This window comes from Microcoleus sp. PH2017_34_RAT_O_A (assembly GCF_020737885.1).
Lineage (GTDB): Bacteria > Cyanobacteriota > Cyanobacteriia > Cyanobacteriales > Microcoleaceae > Microcoleus.
In genome coordinates this window covers 138,009-154,874 of the sequence record NZ_JAEQDD010000003.1, presented here as the reverse complement: position 1 = coordinate 154,874, position 16,866 = coordinate 138,009, and the positions used below count along the sequence as shown (strand labels likewise).

The window sequence follows — 16,866 nt, the reverse complement described above, 5'->3', positions numbered from 1 at the left end:
ATTTGACGTACTCCCCGGCATGAATGCACGGGGATTCTTAAAGGATGTTACGAAGCGGGCTTAAGCTGCGCTTCTCCACTCTTCTTCCTGCTTCTCTGATTCTTAACTAGACTGTTGCCAGTCCCCGTCAGACCATCTCCACAGGCAATTTCGTCCAGGATGCGTCCCACCCCAGAGATCCCACGATTGCGGATCACTTGCGCGGCTGCAACATCTCTATGAGTTATGTAGCCGCATTCGGGACAAGAATGAATCCTGTCCTTCAATTCTTTTTTGCCAGTATGGGTGTCGCACTGTGGGCACACTTGGGAGGTAAAGTCTTTATTTACCTTGCCAAAGTAAACGCCGCGCTTCCAGCATACCCATTCCAAGATGGATACAAATTGACCAAACCCAGCGTCTAAAGTATGCTTACCGAGCATCCCTTTAGCCCATGCCCGAAAGTCAATATCCTCTACAAACAACATCCCCGCGCCGTCACAAAGTTTGTGAGCTAGCTTAAAGTGCCAATCTTTGCGGGTATCGGCAATGTGTTGATGAAGTCGTGCAATTTTCTGATTGAGCTGGCGTCGATTGCCAGATCCCAGTTTTTTATGCTTCAGTCTGCGTTGCAGTAATGTCAACTCGCGTTGCAGTGAATTTAGAAACTTTGGGCGCTCTATCAGCGCGCCTTCAGAAGTTGCAGCAAATTTGTCCAGCCCTAAATCAATTCCAACAGGGTATCCTGTGGGCACAGTGTCAGGGACGCTAACAGCGCTTTCGAGTGTCAGCATAAGAAAGTATCCAGAAGCCTTACGAACAATTCGAGCTTGCTTAACTACAAACCCGTCAGGAATTTCGCGAGACTTGATATACCCCATCCACCCCAATTGAGGCAGCTTGATTTGATTACCCTTCAAGAATTGACTTTTGCCCATTTGTGGATATACAAATGATCGCATTGCATCACGCTTCTTGAACCTGGGGAACCCCATTCCCTTGCGCTTCATATCTACAAACGCGGTTTCAAGTTTCCTTAAAACCTGCTGCAAGACCTGAGCGTTGACTGTTGCTAACTCAGGAAAAACGGTCTTTGCTTGAGTTAGCGCATTGGCTTGTACGTAGTAGTTTGGGTATGGCGCATCCGCTGGAATCATGTACTCAGAGGTAATTGAACAAGCATTAATTGGGCACTTACGCGAGTTGTACCAGTCTTTGCGCTCACGCAAAGCAAAGTTCCACACCTTTCTACACACATCTAAAGTGCGCTCAATCAGTTGGATTTGCTCATCCGTGGGTATTGCCTTGTACTCGTAAGTTAATGTCAGCATTGTTCAATTACCTCCTACAAAATACTACACCATTTTGTAGGATTATTCCGGGCTGAACTCAAAACATTTTGACGCTGCTGGCTTAAGCCTGCCTCTAGCTTTCATACCCTGCGGGAAAGACCGGGGTTCTCAGCATACGCACTATAGACTCGATCGGGTTTTTGGAGGTACAGACGCCACCGTTTACAAATCCTGACATTCGCAGAATCTGGCATACCTCATGGGGTGCGATCGCCACTATATTGCAGAGAGAGGGAGAGAATGGGAGAGGGGGAGAGGGGGAGAGAGGGAGAGGGGGAGAATTGCCCAATTACCAATTCCCAATTACCAATTCGCCATTACGAATACTAATCACTAATGACTAAATTACTAATGACTAAATTATTAATCACTAATGAAAAAAAGCTATAACTTTTGAGAGGTACACGGCCAATTAAAATTGGCTATGACTGTGAAAAAGGATTTAAGAGGCAGAGAATTATGAAAATCGCACAAACTGCTCTCAGGGATCAAGTTCATCAATTAGCTGAGGAAGCATTTCACTTGAAGCTGATTTCTGGGTACGGTGACGGTCAACATAGCAACGAATATCAGATTGTCTGGAACGGCAAACCCCGACACCTGCCTTTGGAACGAGCGCGTACAGTATTGAGCAATTTGATCGAGCGATCGCACTAATTCGCGATCGAACTAATCTAGAAGCGCCGATCGACCCGGTTGATACGAAAAATAAGAGGTTTATGGGTGAAGTCTCCAGTCAGAAATCGGGTTGATACCCCGTCGCGCGTCCAAGACTGTAATGTAAACTCATTTTTTGACCCCTCCTCCATGGCCTGAGGAGGGGTTAGTTTTTTATAAAAAATCGCGTTACAGCCCCGCATTCGAGCGAAATAACCGGAATGCTTGAGTTGCGTGCTTCCAACACCTATCAAAATCAGATGTTTATTCTGTATCAATCTCTACCTTTTGGCAGTGTTAGGAAACAAAAATGTTATGTTTTAGTGAAATATAATCCATTAAGAGTGCAGATCGTATGGCTGGCAGCGAAAATCAGGGAAAGTTGCTAATTATTGGCGGCGCCGAAGACAAAGACGGGGATTGCAAAATTCTGCGGGAATTCTTGCGGTGTGCTGGAGGCACTAAAGCCCGCATTGTAGTGATGACGGCTGCTACCAGCCTCCCAGGAGAAGTCGGAGATAATTACATCAGAGTGTTTGAGAGGCTGGGCGCTGAAGATGTGCGAGTGGTTGACACCCAGAAAGCCGAAGATGCTGACAATCCAGATTATTTAGAAGCGATCGAACAAGCGACTGGCATATTCTTTACCGGCGGGGAGCAAGCGCGGATTATTAGCTGCTTGAAAGATACCAAACTCGACGCAGCTATGCACAAACGCTACTCCGAAGGGGCGATTATTGGCGGCACCAGTGCAGGCGCGGCGATGATGCCAGACATGATGATTATTGAAGGAGACTCCGAGACAAATCCTCGCGTTGACGTGGTAGCAATGGGCCCGGGAATGGGTTTCCTGCCGGGAATTGTCATCGACCAGCATTTCGCCCAGCGAGGCCGTCTGGGACGCTTAGTTGCTGCACTCTTGTTGCAACCAGCAGTCTTGGGATTTGGGATTGACGAAAATACAGCTATTTTAGTCAGCGGTGACGTGGTTGAAGTCATTGGCGAAGGGGCTGTAACTGTCATCGACGAGTCGGAAAAACTCCACGACAATATGGATGGACTGTTGAAGGATGAGGCTTTGGCGATTTGCGGGGCCAAGTTGCACATCCTCCCCCACGGATACCGGTTTAATTTGAAAACTCGCCAGCCGATGCTCGATAGGGTAGCAACGGTAGCATAGTCAGAAAGGGCGATCGGGCAACTTACCTGCAACTGTCCAAAAATCTCAAAATTATCTAGGGTGCGATCGATCGCACCTTAGTGCTTGAACGAAGTATAGCGGATCGAGCTCTCCTATGAGGTACGTTGTTGGGCTTGGGCCCTCTTAGTTTAGTGGTTATAGAAGCTGCATGAGAGCGGACTGAAGTCCGCACTACAAACCTTTTTGTTCGTAGTGCGGACTTCAGTCCGCAGCTTTTTACGGACTGAAGTCCGCACTACGAACATTTTTGTGATGGTAATCCACCGGACACGATCTCAGGGTTAAAAAAACCTGATACTTCGTCCAAGACACTAATAAAAAGAAGAGGATTTTACCTCTTCTTTTATTGCTGCCGTTTCTGCTTTTTTAAGCACTTTTTTGTTCGTCAAAAAACGACTGCTGCCCATCTTCAGTCGATACTAAATTCCACCCTTGAGTTATCAGCCTCTGAAAAGTTGCCCATCCCTTAGAACCCCCTGGCTCCATGTAGTCCGAAACCGCGAACTGCGGAAAAGCTGTATAAGGCCGCCACGCTTGACGAGCTTCGGTACGCAGGTGCAATATCTTTTCTCCATTGCCTCCCAATCTGGGCAACCAACACATTTGTTTTAGCATTTTTAACACTCCAGAGTTTTTACAGTAACGGTAATTCGTCAACATCCCAAATTAAACTTTTAGAGCCATCTTAGCCGCTGCTCGGAAGATCTAACAGGTAACAGGGACGGATGAAATTTTCACCGATTACCAATTACTGAGGTAGCAGCAGTCGTTTAAGCTGATTTTGGTTCTGCACAGTTTCCCAGTCTTTGACTAAAAAACAAGTGCTACCAAGGTATAAGCAAAAATAATCATTGCTCTGATCCGCTCAAACTTGACTTAAAGGCGATCGCCCGAGAATCCAGTTGAATAAAGTATTTATCTTTCTGGTTTCCCTTACTTGATAACTACAAGCTCATCCTCGCTGTTTCCGCCTAAAATGACATCTTTCTACGGTATTAGCTCTGTCAGCTAAAAAATGTTCCTTTAGTTACAAATATTAATATCTGAAGGCGATTTATCTAGTTATCAAAAGTTAAATTAATTTTCATAAACAGCGATCGATAAGTTTTAGTTACTTTAGCTACAATTTTGATTTCATTCAGGGGTTCGGAGAGATAAAGGTACGTAGTTGGGCTTGGGCCCTCTTGAGACGTATAGATAAAGAGGGCCCAAGCCCAACTACGTACCTAATTTTTATGATGACAATAAAACCACCCTGTAGGGTGCGCGCGGAACTCGTGACAACATTCGAGTTACGATTTAACTCTTAAGAACGATGGCGACAGATTGGCAAAATTGTAAAAATGAATACTAATCACAGTTATAAGTTCTGCGTAAAAGGTATTCATGGCCGCTGCAATTGAATTCAAACTCTTCGCTCCCAACAACAAAGCAGCTACAGTGCTCGGCTCTTTTTCTAAATGGGAAGAAATTCCCTTAGAAAAAGATGATAGAGGTTATTTCCACACTAAAATTCAGCTCGCAGGCGGTATTTATCAATATAAGTTCCGAGTGCAGTCGCAGAGTCCTTGTTTTGAAACCGACGAATGGGTAAAAGTTAATGACCCCTACGCTACTGAGATTGACAGCACTGCTCATATTTTAAACGCGCTAAATTGGCAGCAGTTTTGCTAGTCACAGCAGTAGGAATACCGATGCTGTGGATGGGCGAAGAGTTCGGACAATCCACTCGCCAAACCCCCAACCAGCCGAATAAATTGCAATGGTCTTTGTTGAACAATCAGCAGAATCATGATTTGTTGGAATACTACAAACACCTGATTCGATTGCGGACAAATGTTCCGGCACTTTACACCGAAAACATTGAATTTATCACCAAAATGCCGAAGCTAAAGTGCTCGCTTACTATCGCTGGAACGATGATGGTTCGCGAATAGTAGTGGTGGCTAAATTTTCGGACACTTATCTATCTGATTACTGTATTCCTAACTTTCCCGATACCGGAACTTGGCACGAGTGGATGTACAACAAAATTGTAGGAGTTGGGGAAGAAGACTTTAAGTTTGATTTGCCGGAATGGTCGGCTCATGTATTTCTTTGAGATGAGAAAAATTTATGTCCCCAGGCAGAGGTTTGGTGAAGTTGTAGAAGATTAAATTGTATTTATGACTGGCACATACAACTCGATCAACCGGGTTTTTATACCGAGCCTGATGGCCATAACAACTCGGTGTATGCGTCCTGAATGGCGATCGCAATTCCTAGTATTGAGCATAAGAATTGTACGGCGCCGTGCCAAATGTCAATTAACAAAAATATTGTGAGAGGGTAACTTCTATGGGCTGGCTAAAAAGACTGTTTGGTTTAGAAAAACTGGAAAATCAAGAAAATGTGGAAGCTCCTGCTTACCAAGCACCTGTAGCTCCATCTCAAGCTCAAGTTCAAACTCAACCTGCTGCGGCTGCGACTAAAACAATCCCGCCGGAACGCATGGGATTGAATGGAGAATACGATCAAAGCGGTTTAGCTAAACGGGTGGCTCAGGCTTTCGATGCAAATCCTGATGTGGCGGACATTGAGACTGTTTATGTTGCTCAACACGGTACTACGGTGGTTCTCAAAGGTACAGTTCCCAGTCAGGAAATTGTAACCAAGTTGGTGACAATTGCTAAAAGCATTAATGGTGCAACTGGGGTGGAAACCAATCAAGTTACTGTTGGCTAGGGGAGCATCTCAGTTTGGCATTTATAGTGCTGTCCCCGCTCGCGAGTTGTAGAATACGCGAGCGGGGACAGCACTATAATAAAAAAAATGCTTTTTGCAAAACTGAGATGCTCCCGTTGGCTAGGGCGACGGTTGTTGGGAACAGTTAACGGTTAACAAGTTAACTGTTAACTATTAAGTATTTTTTTGAGCGATCTTGCTGTACATAAAAAATATGACCGGGGAAAATTTAGTACCTACTCGCGGCACATTAGAACGGAGTCTTGGGCAAGGGATTCAAGCTTTGTACCGATCTGTACTCGGACACCAAACGAGTCAGGCGCTCTGCAATCTTTTGGATAACAAATTAATCATTGTAATCGAAAATGCGATTACTCAACCAGAAAAACTGCTGGCTCAGAACGGTCAGCAAGATTTGGCTTCCCAGGTGCGATCGCAATTAGAGTCAGTTCTGGAATTGCCACTGAAAGACTTAATCAAAGAAGTTTTGGGTGTGGGAGTGATCGATCTCCTCAGCGATGCCACTTTGGAGACCGGTCGCGCCGGAACGATCGCAATTTTGGAGTCTGCACCTCAAGTTCGCGATGCTACTTCTAAGTCTAAAACTCAACCAGAAGTGGCTGATGGTTGAGGTGGTGGCGGATAATTAGTTCTAAATCCTTGATGTTGAAAGGTTTAGAAAGATATGCAACGCAGCCTGCTTCGAGAATCCGATCCCGGTCTTCTGTTTTTGCTAGTGCTGTGACGGCCACGATCGGAATATGTCTGAGATCCGGGTTTTCTCTGATCCGCTTTACTAATTCTATACCGTCTATATCGGGCAGACAAATATCGAGTACGATTAGGTCGGGAGAGCGCGAGACTGCTGTCGAAAGAGCACTGTACCCGTCCATGGCTCCTACGCACTCGCAGCCGAATAAATCGAGTATTTGCGTCAGCAGCTCTAAGTTATCGTGATTGTCGTCTACAGCCAATACGAGAGGACGCTTGTCAACCGCCAGGTGACCCATATTTAAAGAAGATTCCAAATGCTGATTCCACGTAGGGTAGTTCATAAATCCAGATCGAAAAACGATCGTAAAAGTTGTACCCGAGGCATTCTTCAAGTGGCGCTCGGGCACTTGAAACAGATTGGCTCGTATTTGTAGCTCTCAGATGGCCAGTCTTCGGTCTAACCAGATTGTACAATATGGCTGCGAGTTCTGGCAAAGACTGCACCAGTTGATCGCTCCACAGTATCTCCATAATTTTACTGATCCCCGGGCAAATTGCCAACTTACGTCCTAAGGTTGCGTCAGCTTTGACAACAAGAGGCGATTACTAGGAAAAAGCTTGCTAATAAACTATCCTAGCTTAATTTTTGCTTTGAAGAGTGGCCGCAGTTTTTGAGAATTCCCTCAACATTACACTACTGATATCCTCCGTGTATCTACCTAAAGAAAGATTAGATGAGGCACATAAATTTAACAACTTCCACCTGCTGAGAGATACTTATTTCTCCGGTTTAGATTTCAATGTTTTTAAGTAGTAATTATCGCTAATTAAACCCGTAAAAATATCATTTTTTACTGACTGTTTACCAGATATTAACCTAGGAGATGTTGATGACAATTGCAATCAGAGACGACTTAACTTACCAGAAAGAATTGGTTGAAAGCCCGCCCGCGCGATTTGATGACAACAGAAGCCAGCGATCGCGTGGAAGCCGAACTGCACAAAGAAGTTTTACCTACGGACGACAAAACCCTCCAAACAGAAATAGCTGACCTCTGGAAAGATACGAATCCGCTGGTACGATTGCTAAGCCGGGTGCGTGAGCCTTTGCGCGGGCCTGCACCTTTGGGCATCGATTCCAATTTGTTTGTACGGAGGGTCGAACTAGAAGGCTCACTTCCTTCGGGAGTAAAATCGGAAACTGCGATCGCGGGTGTATTTTCGGCAACGAAGGATGAGTTGTCCCAGGAGCGAATTCAGGAAATAGCGAGCTTTTTACCGGACAGAATTAGGGAAATTTGGGAGTCGGCTTAAGGGGATATTTCCCAGTATAAATACTGAGCAACCGGGTTGATTGTTCCAGCATTCTGCACTCTCAGTCAGAAGCTTGTCCGATGACCCGGTTTCTAGATTGGTTTGTAGTGAGGAATGCGAGTCCGCATCAAAGTCTTTAGATTTGTTGCCAAAGTCATTTTAATCAAATTGTGGAACAGGCTTTCCGGCCTGTTCCACAATAGACCTCTTGCAAAAATCGGAAAACACCCTGAAATTATCTGCGTTTATCTGTGTTTATCTTTCTGAAATCTGCGGTTGAAGGATCGATCGAAGACTTATGCAAGAGGTCTAATAAAAAATGTTTTTTGTGGAACGGGCCGGAGAGCCCGTCCTAGTTATTTTTGGAAGAGGTCTTTTTGAGAAACCCAGTTCCTACCGAAAATTTGTGTGAAAACCAGAAATATTCATAAAAACTGGGTTTCTGGCTCTCTGGTTGCGTAAATCCCACAGACTGAGCGAAAGTGTTGTAGTCTATAGTTCAGGGCGAGTTAACAAGGTGGCTCGCAAAAATGCTGTCAATTGCCCTGGAGATTAAAAGGGATGGCCCGCAGAAGAGTTAGACAAACGTCAAGAGCGAATTTAAAACAAGAGATTTTACTCAATCGAATTACCAATCGCATCCGCAACTCTTTAGAACTGCAAGAGATTTTGACGACAACGGCGCGAGAAATCCGCAGCTTTTTAGGAAGCGATCGGGTAAAAGTTTATCGCTTTGATGCAGACGGTAGCGGCGAGGTGATTGCCGAGGCCATCAACGGCGAAAATGTGCCATCTCTGCTGGGTTTGCGCTTTCCTGCGGGGGACATTCCGCCTAGTGCGCGCGAAATGTTTGTCAAAGCGCGGCAGCGAGTGATTGTAGATGTGGGATTGCAGCATAAAATAATTAATCGCTTAGATTGTCCCGAAACCGGCCAAACTTTAGCGGTTGAAGATATTCGCTATTGTCCTGTAGACCCCTGTCACGCAGAATATCTGGAGGCTATGGGGGTGCGTTCTTCTCTGACGGTGCCGATCGTACATCAAAATCAACTTTGGGGGCTGCTGGCCTGTCACCACAGTCAACCCAAACGGTTTAGCGATCGAGAATTGAACATGGTACAGTTGCTTGTGGATCAGCTTTCAATTGCGATCGCCCAATCTTTTCTCCTCACTCAAGCCCGACAGCAAGCGCGCGACGAAGCCGTTGTCAACCAAATTAGCAGTTTGCTGCACTCTCCTCTGGAACTAAACGAAATTCGGCAAGCAGTTCTCGAACAAAGTGTCAAGCATTTGGACGGTTCGGGAGGACGCTTGTACATTGCCGCCGAATTTGGCGATCGGCCGGCTAAACTTTATACCTGCGGGCAGCAGCCTCCAGACACCAATCTCGAACTCACCGAGTTTTGGCAGCAGATCATGGGGTGGGCCAACCAAGACGAGCAACCAAAAACTGCCGACAGTACCAGCCAATTAGGCATTTATCAAAATCTATATTCCGAGCATTACAGTTCAATTGATACAAATATTTCTAATTTAATCGTCCCGCACTTGTACGCGATTTCCGATATTGCTCAAGAACCTCAAGTCAAATCTTTATCTGCAAATTTTCTCGAAGCTGACATTCGGTCATTTTTGGCAGTACCGCTGCAATACCGCCAACAGTGCATCGGCTGTCTCACCATTTTTCGCGCAGCCGTAGAAACCGAAATTTTGTGGGCTGGCCGTTGCAGTTCCGACGCCCGGAGCGATCGACCCCGACAGTCCTTTGCAGCTTGGAAAGAAATCAAAATCGGCGAAGCTCAAAAGTGGAGCAGCGAGGAACAGAAACTAGCAAAATCATTAGGAACTCACCTGTACATGGCTGCCATGCAGAGGCGCGTCGAGGCGATGATGCGACATCAAGCTTCTCACGACCCATTAACAGGTTTAGCTAATAGATTGCTGTTTAATGAAAGGCTGTCTTTAGCTTTAGCTAACGCTCACCAGAATGCAGAAATGTTGGCGGTGATATTTCTAGACTTAGACAGATTTAAAAATGTTAACGATACTCTCGGCCACCCAGTGGGCGACCAGTTGCTGAAAGGTGTATCTCGGCGTTTGACTAACTGTTTGCGCCTCGGGGATTCGATCGCCCGTTGGGGCGGGGATGAATTTACTTTGCTGCTGTACAATATCAACAGCCCAGAGGACGCAACTAAGGTTTGCCAGCGAATAATCCAGAGTTTAAGCACTCCTTTTGATTTTGACGGTCGGGAACTTTATACTAAGGCTAGTTTGGGAATTGCTTTGGCTCCTTATGACGGAGAAGATGCAGAAACCTTACTGAAAAATGCTGATGCTGCGATGTACAAAGCTAAACAGAAAGGTCGGAATAATTATCATTTTTACACGCGGGCGATCGGCAATCAAGTCTCTGAAGAACTTAACTTAGAAAATCTTCTTTACAAAGCCCTAAAAAACTCCGAGTTTGTGCTGCACTATCAACCGCAAATCAACTTAAATACTTGCCAAATAGTCGGCATGGAAGCTTTGATTCGCTGGCAGCATCCCGAACGCGGTTTGATTCCTCCCGATCGATTTATTCCCTTAGCTGAGGAAACAGGATTAATCTGCCAAATTGACGAATGGGTACTGCGGACAGCTTGCTTGCAAAATCGAGAGTGGCAGTTATTGGGATTGCCGCCAGTACGGGTAGCTGTGAATTTATCAGGTCGTCAGTTTCTACAAGCTAACACGGTAGAAACCATTGCTAAAATCTTGTCAGAAACCGAGTTAAATCCCGAGTATTTAGAAATAGAAATTACCGAGACAGTTGCCATGACAGATGTAAATTTTACGGTGTCGGTATTGCAGCAGTTGCAGCAAATGGGAATTCAAATTTCTCTGGACGATTTTGGCACAGGTTATTCTTCGCTGTGGTCTCTGAAAAACTTCCCACTGAATAATTTAAAAATAGATAAATCCTTCGTGGCAGATTTGCTCAACGGCAACAGCGGTGCTACGATTGTGAAAGTGGCGATCGCCCTGGGACAGGGCCTGAATTTACAGGTGATTGCTGAGGGAGTGGAAACAGCAGAACAGTTGGCATTTTTGCAATCGCTTCAATGCGATATGGGTCAGGGTTACTTCTTTAGCAAACCCATACCGGCGGCGGCCGCAACCCAATTGTATCTAGAAAATCAACTGAGTAAAATATGTAGTTTAGATTCACAATGAGAAATACTGCTATGGTGCGTGTAAAAAATAAAATTCCTCGCAAGTAACCCTAAATAAAGGTACGTTGTTGCGCTTGGGCGCTCTTTCATATATATAATCAGAGGGCTGAAGCCCAACAACGTACCTAAACGCTCTTTCATATATATAATCAGAGGGCCCAAGCCCAACAACGTACCTAACAGATTACTGCCAAACAAACACTTTGGCTTCGTATTCCGGCAAGTCAATCGTAATATTGTCATCGCCAGATTCCACATCATAATTGCCCGTCCATTCGTGCCAAGTTCCGTTTGCCGGGAAGTGAGGAACGCTGTAACCCGCCAGATAATTTTCTGACAGATTTGCCACTACTACAACTCTCGAACCTTCATCGTTCCAGCGAGTGTAAGCAAACACTTTCGAGTCTGGATCTTCGTGGAAAAAGTCGATGTTTTCGGTGTAAAGTGCTTGGTTGTTTTTGCGGAGGTGAATCAAGCCTTTGTAGTATTCCCACAAACCTTTATTCATGTCATTTCCCAGCAGCGTCCAGTCAATTTTTGCTTGCTCGATCGTTTTGGCTTTGTATTCGCCAAATTCTTCGCCCATCCAAATCAGCGGTACGCCAACTGCTGTCATTAACAATACAGAACCCAACTTCGCCCGCTTGAATGCTGGTTCATCCAAAATCCCGCGATCGCCCAATTCTGAGAATACGCGATCGTGATCGTGATTGCTCAGATAATTCACTACATTGGTAGCACCCAAGAAGCCTTGCCGCTTGCAGTCGATCGCATCTTTGAGCCGTTCTAAATCAAAGGTATCGCCGCAGATATGTTCGACTATGCAGTGATAGAAACTGTCGTGCCAGCAGCCGTCCATCGGGCCGTCTATATTGGTGATGCTGGGAGTTTCGGGAATGTATTCGGCAACGGTGTAAAAGGGTTTTGGGCCAGCAGCATTTTTGGCTTCTTGAACTATCCAGTGCATGAAATCGTAGTTGGCAATTTGTCGGGCTGCGTCGAAACGAATGCCGTCGAGATGGTATTCTTGAATCCAATAGCGGACTGTATCGCCGATGAATTTGCGCGCCGGGTAAGTTCCTAAGTTTTCGTCGTAAAATTCGTAGTTGAATTCTGGGCCCCAATTGTTGTCTGGATCGCGGGGGGCGTGGTGGTACCAATAATCGTGATCGATTTGGGTGAGGGGGCTGGATGATTCGGAGTGGTTGTAAATCCCGTCGATGATGACGCGAATTCCGCGCCCGTGACACTCGTCTATCAGGTTTTTGAGTTGTTCGGTGGTGCCGTAGCTGGACTCCGCAGCGAAGAAGTAGCGCGGGTTGTAGCCCCAACTGTAGTCGCCTGGGTATTCTTTGAGGGGCATGAGTTCGATCGCGTTAACGCCGAGTTCGACTAGATAATCGAGTTTTTCGACGACGTGCTCGTACTTGCCGCGGGCGAGGGGATCGGCTTCGCCACCGGAAAAGTCGGCAACGTGCATTTCGTAGATTACTAATTCTCGATCGGCTGGTAGCGGTTTGTCATCGTGCTGCCACACGTAGGTATCCACGATGCGATCGCCATCTTTGATTCTGATCGCGCCGTTTTGAGTGGGATCGTCGATATCAGTCGCGCAGGGATCTACCACATCTACCCACTGATCTGCCTCCAGAAACCAGCTTTTGGACTGCACGCGAAATTTGTATTGATAAACGCCATCCTCCAACTCAACTCGCGTGCGGAAATAACCTTCTTCGTCCTTTGCCATCGGAATTTCTTCCCAATTAGAAAAAGACCCCATCAAGGCAGCTCCTTTGTTGTAGGGAGCAAATAACTGGAATTCAATTGGAGCGCTCATAATGCCTCTTTTTAAGATTTTTCAGGAGCAGTAGATAGTTTTAATCTCGCAAATTGAAGCGAACTCTGGCATCACTCTGCGGATATAATTTATGTAAGTGCTTAACTATTCCTAAAAGTATGAGTATCTGGCCGAGCCTACGCATTTTATGAAGTGACATCGCGCCATACCGACAGTGCGATCGGAATTTTATCAGAAGGAAGAAGGAAGAAGGAAGAAGAAGAAATAAGGAAGAAAACCAATGGTTTGAGCAATTAAGAACGTTCTAAACGTCCGGTGCGGTTGTTATATATAACTTTACCTTGCTCAAGTATAAGTATTAATAATCTGAGAAGTATTTGGCATCTATCTTAAGGTAGATTTACACAGAAAAAGATGATCTTCAATATCTGCACAAGGATAGATGCGGACTTAAATATAGCTTTTAAAACATCAGATTATTCGGCTGGCGATTCTGAGATTTAAGCCTATATCTTCGGCAGTAAAGTGCGCCGAATAATACCCTATACAAGCGCCAACAATTAGTCGGTCGGCGCGCAGTACGCATCCTAAAATTAATGCGTAAGGTGCGCGGGCGCACCCTACTTTTAACTTGCTTTTGCCTGCTGGTGAGGCTTTATCCAACCAAGCCAGAACGCAGGGCGAGAACGGCCGCCTGAGTGCGATCGTCAGCGCACAGCTTGTTCAGAATATTGCGGACATGAGTCTTGACTGTACCGACAGTAATGTACAGCTTTTCGGCGATAGCAGCATTGCTGTAACCCTGCACGATCAGTTCCAAAACTTCTAACTCCCGCTCGGTTAAAGGGTAAGTTTCAATGATGTGACTGAACTCGGGTTCGGCAGCCTTAATTGTGACTCTTTTGCCCTCAGGCTTCGGCTCTTCTGGAGCCGACTCCTTAGTGCGAGCTTGTTTCAGCACGATGCGAGCGATCGCCGGATCGATCCAAGAGTTACCTTCATGGGTTACTTTTACTACGTCCAACAACTGGTCGAAGCTGATATCTTTCATGCAGTAAGAGTCAGCTCCGGCGGCAAAAGCTGCCAGAACTTCTTCTTCGTTGTCTTGAAAAGTCAGAATCAAAACTTTGGTATCGGGATCGGAGTCGGCTGCTATCGATTTTTTGAATTTTTGTGTCAGTTCAATGCCGTCAAAATCTGGCAAGCCAATGTCTACAATTGCCACGTCAGGTTTGGTAGACTGAAGCAGTTTCAATCCGTCTGTAGCGTTAGCTGCATCCCCGACAACTTCTATGGTGTCACGCTGTTGTAAAGCTGTGCGGATGCCGACTCTTGTCAGGTCGTGGTCTTCTATTAAAGCAACGCGAATTTTACTCATCTTTCTTCCAATAGTCCGCTAAACTTTTAAAATATCGTCAAGTGACTCAGCCAAACTGAGTAAATTTGAGAATGTGTCCTGATTTAGGGTTTGACAGCCCGCACATCTTTTTCCAGCATACTCATGCAGCCGCCAAGATTGCAAGTAAATTTTTAAATTATTTTGCGGCGCGGGGAAAGCGCGATCGGGACAGGTAAGCTCTCAATGTTTAAACAGTGTAACTGAATTATCCCATTGTCCGCCCCTTGATAGAGGTAAAGATATCACTACCGAGATAGATTTAAAGTATAAAAACTTTTGATGCACATTGGCCGTCAAAATTAATAAAGCTAGCAGCACGAGTCTTGAGCCGGTGTTAGGGCTCAAGTTGAATGCTTATTTATAAAACCAGTTATGACTCACTATCACGCCAATAACTCTTTTCGCTCGGACTTTTCCGACGCGGAAATACTATACAAGGTATCAGAAATAACAGCCCCCCAACACCTAGTTTGCGACGGCGAAACTCTGAACGATCGCCTGTGGTCGGCAATTCCTCATATAGTTTGGAAAGCAAATGCCAGCGGCTGGGCGACTTATTTAGGCGAGCGCTGGGAGGAGTACACGGGGGTACCAGTAGCAGCAGCATTGGGTTTCGGCTATCTGGCGCAGGTTCACCCAGAAGACTGCGCTCGTCTGTTGGCGCGATCGCGCCCGGATGCTGGGCCGCCCCAAAGTTACGAAATACAATTTCGTCTCCGGGCGCAAGAGGGCACTTACCGCTGGAACTTGGCCAGAGGATCGCCCGCCAACCCTGACAGTCATGATGTTTTGGAGTGGGTGGGAACTTACACAGATATGGAGGCGATCGCACAAACTCAAGGCTCGCTCGCAGCAGAAGCAGAAATTTGGGGCCGCCAAGCGTGTCCGGAAGTTAACTTCACAGGCAAAAATTTGGGCAAAATAGACGCAGGGAGTGATTTGCAGGCGATCGAGCGGTTTACAAATTTGTTGAGCCAGCGCAACGGTAACTTGTGCGAGTTGTTGCAAGCGATCGCAGACGCGACTGTGGAGGCGATCGCCGGAGCTGAATTTTGCCTGGTTGCGCTCCCGGAGTGCGATTCCAGCGGCCTCAAACTCAGCGCTGTCGGGGGCGCGGCCAACTTTTCTGCGGGCAGAACCCCGCAGATACAAGACAAGCTTCTGCTGAAAGCGTTTGCGACGGGAGAGTCTCAACTGTGGCGCTCAGAGTCGGGCCCAGGAGTGCCGGCGGCGGCCTGTGCTGCGGCGATCGAGTCGCGGGAAACCGGGCGTTTGGGCGTTTTGGCGATCGGTAATGTCCAAGACAGGACGGCTATTGACAGCGGATCTGTGCAACTGCTGGCGGTGATGGGAAGACAAGCTGCGATCGCGATTAACAGCACGCGGGCGATCGAAAAATTAAAAAAGCAGGAACAACTTTTAGACTTGCAAAACGAGCTGCTAATTCGCCAACAGGAAGAACTGGAAAATCAGGGGCGGCGCATTCAACAGCAAAAATTGCAACTGCTAGAAGCAGCAAAGTTAAAATCGCAATTTTTGGCCACCATGTCCCACGAATTGCTAACTCCCATGAATGCGATTATCGGCTTTTCCCAATTGCTGCTGCGCCAGCACAAACAACTGCTGAGCGCGCAGCAAATAGATATGGTGGGGCGAATTTTAAATAACGGCAAAAACCTGCTAGTCCTGCTCGACGATATCCTCGACCTCTCCAAAATCGAGAGCGGTCGCACCGAATTAGAAATTGAAGAATTTGATTTAGCGCATTTAGTAATGGATGTGGCTCTGGAATTCGGAAATCAAGCTACCGAAAAGAATGTGGCAATGTCCGTCTGCGTGGGCTTGCAGGATCGGTGTATCGTTAATGACAAGTTGCGGCTGCGGCAAGTTTTGGTGAATCTGATTTCCAACGCGGTTAAATTCACTCATCAGGGCTGCATTTGCATTGAGGTAGGGGAATTAGAGGGCGATCGGCTAATTATCACCGTTCGGGATACAGGAATCGGCATTTCCGAAACAGATCTGCCCCACATTTTCGACAAATTCCATCAAGCCGACCAAAGCACAACCCGCCCATATCCAGGCACTGGTTTAGGACTAGCGATTAGTGCCTCGTTAGTCAAAATGATGAACGGCACAATTACGGTCGAAAGTCAACTAGAAAAAGGTTCGAGATTTGCGATCGAAATCCCGCGAAAAATTAACCCCAAAAAGTCAATTCCTGACTGCAAACATTTTTGATATTGATAGCAGAAGCAAGTTCGGCAACCGATTTTGGAACGGATGTAACAGATTTAACGAAGGTCATATCGAATATCGAATATCGAATTATCGAATCCGGTAGCATCGGAATTATTAGTAGCCGAAATGAGGAGACGGCAGTGCCGTTTCCCTACCGCTATTAATTGTGGGGAAACGGCACTGCCGTCTCCTCTGCAATTCCGGTGTAACCGGAATTGATATCAGTAGGGTGTGCACCTTACCGCTTAGGAATGGAAAGGACTGAAGTCCTC

Annotated in this window: 16 protein-coding genes; 11 read left to right on the top strand and 5 right to left on the bottom strand. The window is 46.2% G+C overall.

The genetic code is table 11. The features are described 5' to 3' along the window. Window positions 1-47: 47 nt before the first annotated feature. Window positions 48-1,310 carry a transposase gene (locus JGK11_RS02925; protein ID WP_293210493.1) on the bottom strand — a complete coding sequence of 421 codons (1,263 nt, stop codon included), beginning with the start codon at window positions 1,308-1,310 and terminating at the stop codon, window positions 48-50. Between the two features lie 480 nt (window positions 1,311-1,790). On the opposite strand from JGK11_RS02925, the gene JGK11_RS02920 reads away from it, so the two are divergent. Next, entirely contained in the window at window positions 1,791-1,988 is a 198-nt protein-coding gene (locus JGK11_RS02920) for a hypothetical protein (protein ID WP_293149664.1), read from the top strand. 355 nt (window positions 1,989-2,343) lie between these two features. Beyond that, window positions 2,344-3,168, top strand: a complete 825-nt coding sequence (locus tag JGK11_RS02915; RefSeq protein ID WP_293176300.1) for a cyanophycinase — start codon at window positions 2,344-2,346, stop codon at window positions 3,166-3,168. 387 nt (window positions 3,169-3,555) lie between these two features. Here JGK11_RS02915 and JGK11_RS02910 read toward each other — a convergent pair whose 3' ends face one another. Then, window positions 3,556-3,804, bottom strand: a complete 249-nt coding sequence (locus JGK11_RS02910) for a hypothetical protein (RefSeq protein WP_293176298.1) — start codon at window positions 3,802-3,804, stop codon at window positions 3,556-3,558. 771 nt (window positions 3,805-4,575) lie between these two features. On the opposite strand from JGK11_RS02910, the gene JGK11_RS02905 reads away from it, so the two are divergent. The 5 genes from JGK11_RS02905 (at window position 4,576) to JGK11_RS02885 (ending at window position 6,544) form a co-directional block, all read left to right on the top strand. Then, window positions 4,576-4,863, top strand: a complete 288-nt coding sequence (locus JGK11_RS02905) for a glycogen-binding domain-containing protein (RefSeq protein ID WP_293176296.1) — start codon at window positions 4,576-4,578, stop codon at window positions 4,861-4,863. Further along, window positions 4,857-5,126 carry a hypothetical protein gene (locus tag JGK11_RS02900; protein ID WP_293210490.1) on the top strand — a complete coding sequence of 90 codons (270 nt, stop codon included), beginning with the start codon at window positions 4,857-4,859 and terminating at the stop codon, window positions 5,124-5,126. Before JGK11_RS02905 ends, JGK11_RS02900 begins: the two co-directional genes overlap by 7 nt. Further along, a complete protein-coding gene (locus tag JGK11_RS02895; protein WP_293210488.1) occupies window positions 5,084-5,290 on the top strand; it encodes a hypothetical protein in 207 nt (68 codons plus the stop codon). Before JGK11_RS02900 ends, JGK11_RS02895 begins: the two co-directional genes overlap by 43 nt. 236 nt (window positions 5,291-5,526) lie before the next feature. After that, window positions 5,527-5,913, top strand: a complete 387-nt coding sequence (locus tag JGK11_RS02890) for a BON domain-containing protein (protein ID WP_293176292.1) — start codon at window positions 5,527-5,529, stop codon at window positions 5,911-5,913. A 214-nt stretch (window positions 5,914-6,127) separates the two neighbouring features. Beyond that, complete coding sequence (locus tag JGK11_RS02885; protein WP_293176290.1) at window positions 6,128-6,544, top strand: DUF2294 domain-containing protein; 417 nt, start codon at window positions 6,128-6,130, stop codon at window positions 6,542-6,544. Here the strand turns inward: JGK11_RS02885 and JGK11_RS02880 are convergent. Next, on the bottom strand, window positions 6,513-6,968 hold the full coding sequence (locus tag JGK11_RS02880; RefSeq protein WP_293176288.1) for a response regulator: 456 nt from the start codon (window positions 6,966-6,968) through the stop codon (window positions 6,513-6,515). The genes JGK11_RS02885 and JGK11_RS02880 overlap by 32 nt on opposite strands. 595 nt (window positions 6,969-7,563) lie before the next feature. Between JGK11_RS02880 and JGK11_RS02875 the strand changes: the two genes are divergently transcribed. After that, on the top strand, window positions 7,564-7,941 hold the full coding sequence (locus tag JGK11_RS02875) for a DUF2267 domain-containing protein (protein ID WP_293210485.1): 378 nt from the start codon (window positions 7,564-7,566) through the stop codon (window positions 7,939-7,941). Between the two features lie 540 nt (window positions 7,942-8,481). Next, window positions 8,482-11,157, top strand: a complete 2,676-nt coding sequence (locus JGK11_RS02870) for an EAL domain-containing protein (protein WP_366053323.1) — start codon at window positions 8,482-8,484, stop codon at window positions 11,155-11,157. Window positions 11,158-11,340: 183 nt separating this feature from the next. On the opposite strand, the gene JGK11_RS02865 is transcribed toward JGK11_RS02870, so the two are convergent. Continuing rightward, complete coding sequence (locus JGK11_RS02865) at window positions 11,341-12,993, bottom strand: alpha-amylase family glycosyl hydrolase (RefSeq protein ID WP_293176280.1); 1,653 nt, start codon at window positions 12,991-12,993, stop codon at window positions 11,341-11,343. Window positions 12,994-13,609: 616 nt separating this feature from the next. Then, on the bottom strand, window positions 13,610-14,332 hold the full coding sequence (locus JGK11_RS02860) for a response regulator transcription factor (protein WP_293149645.1): 723 nt from the start codon (window positions 14,330-14,332) through the stop codon (window positions 13,610-13,612). A 393-nt stretch (window positions 14,333-14,725) separates the two neighbouring features. On the opposite strand from JGK11_RS02860, the gene JGK11_RS02855 reads away from it, so the two are divergent. Both JGK11_RS02855 and JGK11_RS02850 read left to right on the top strand, forming a co-directional pair. Further along, window positions 14,726-16,594, top strand: a complete 1,869-nt coding sequence (locus tag JGK11_RS02855; RefSeq protein ID WP_293210483.1) for a PAS domain-containing hybrid sensor histidine kinase/response regulator — start codon at window positions 14,726-14,728, stop codon at window positions 16,592-16,594. Further along, entirely contained in the window at window positions 16,591-16,758 is a 168-nt protein-coding gene (locus JGK11_RS02850) for a hypothetical protein (protein WP_293176276.1), read from the top strand. Before JGK11_RS02855 ends, JGK11_RS02850 begins: the two co-directional genes overlap by 4 nt. Window positions 16,759-16,866: the final 108 nt, after the last annotated feature.

Coding starts and splice junctions, on each gene's coding strand:
- JGK11_RS02865 (WP_293176280.1), bottom strand. CDS start 12,993: ATGAGCGCTCCAATTGAATTCCAGTTATTTGCTCCCTACAACAAAGGA.
- JGK11_RS02925 (WP_293210493.1), bottom strand. CDS start 1,310: ATGCTGACATTAACTTACGAGTACAAGGCAATACCCACGGATGAGCAA.
- JGK11_RS02920 (WP_293149664.1), top strand. CDS start 1,791: ATGAAAATCGCACAAACTGCTCTCAGGGATCAAGTTCATCAATTAGCT.
- JGK11_RS02880 (WP_293176288.1), bottom strand. CDS start 6,968: ATGAACTACCCTACGTGGAATCAGCATTTGGAATCTTCTTTAAATATG.
- JGK11_RS02905 (WP_293176296.1), top strand. CDS start 4,576: ATGGCCGCTGCAATTGAATTCAAACTCTTCGCTCCCAACAACAAAGCA.
- JGK11_RS02915 (WP_293176300.1), top strand. CDS start 2,344: ATGGCTGGCAGCGAAAATCAGGGAAAGTTGCTAATTATTGGCGGCGCC.
- JGK11_RS02885 (WP_293176290.1), top strand. CDS start 6,128: ATGACCGGGGAAAATTTAGTACCTACTCGCGGCACATTAGAACGGAGT.
- JGK11_RS02860 (WP_293149645.1), bottom strand. CDS start 14,332: ATGAGTAAAATTCGCGTTGCTTTAATAGAAGACCACGACCTGACAAGA.
- JGK11_RS02910 (WP_293176298.1), bottom strand. CDS start 3,804: ATGCTAAAACAAATGTGTTGGTTGCCCAGATTGGGAGGCAATGGAGAA.
- JGK11_RS02855 (WP_293210483.1), top strand. CDS start 14,726: ATGACTCACTATCACGCCAATAACTCTTTTCGCTCGGACTTTTCCGAC.
- JGK11_RS02890 (WP_293176292.1), top strand. CDS start 5,527: ATGGGCTGGCTAAAAAGACTGTTTGGTTTAGAAAAACTGGAAAATCAA.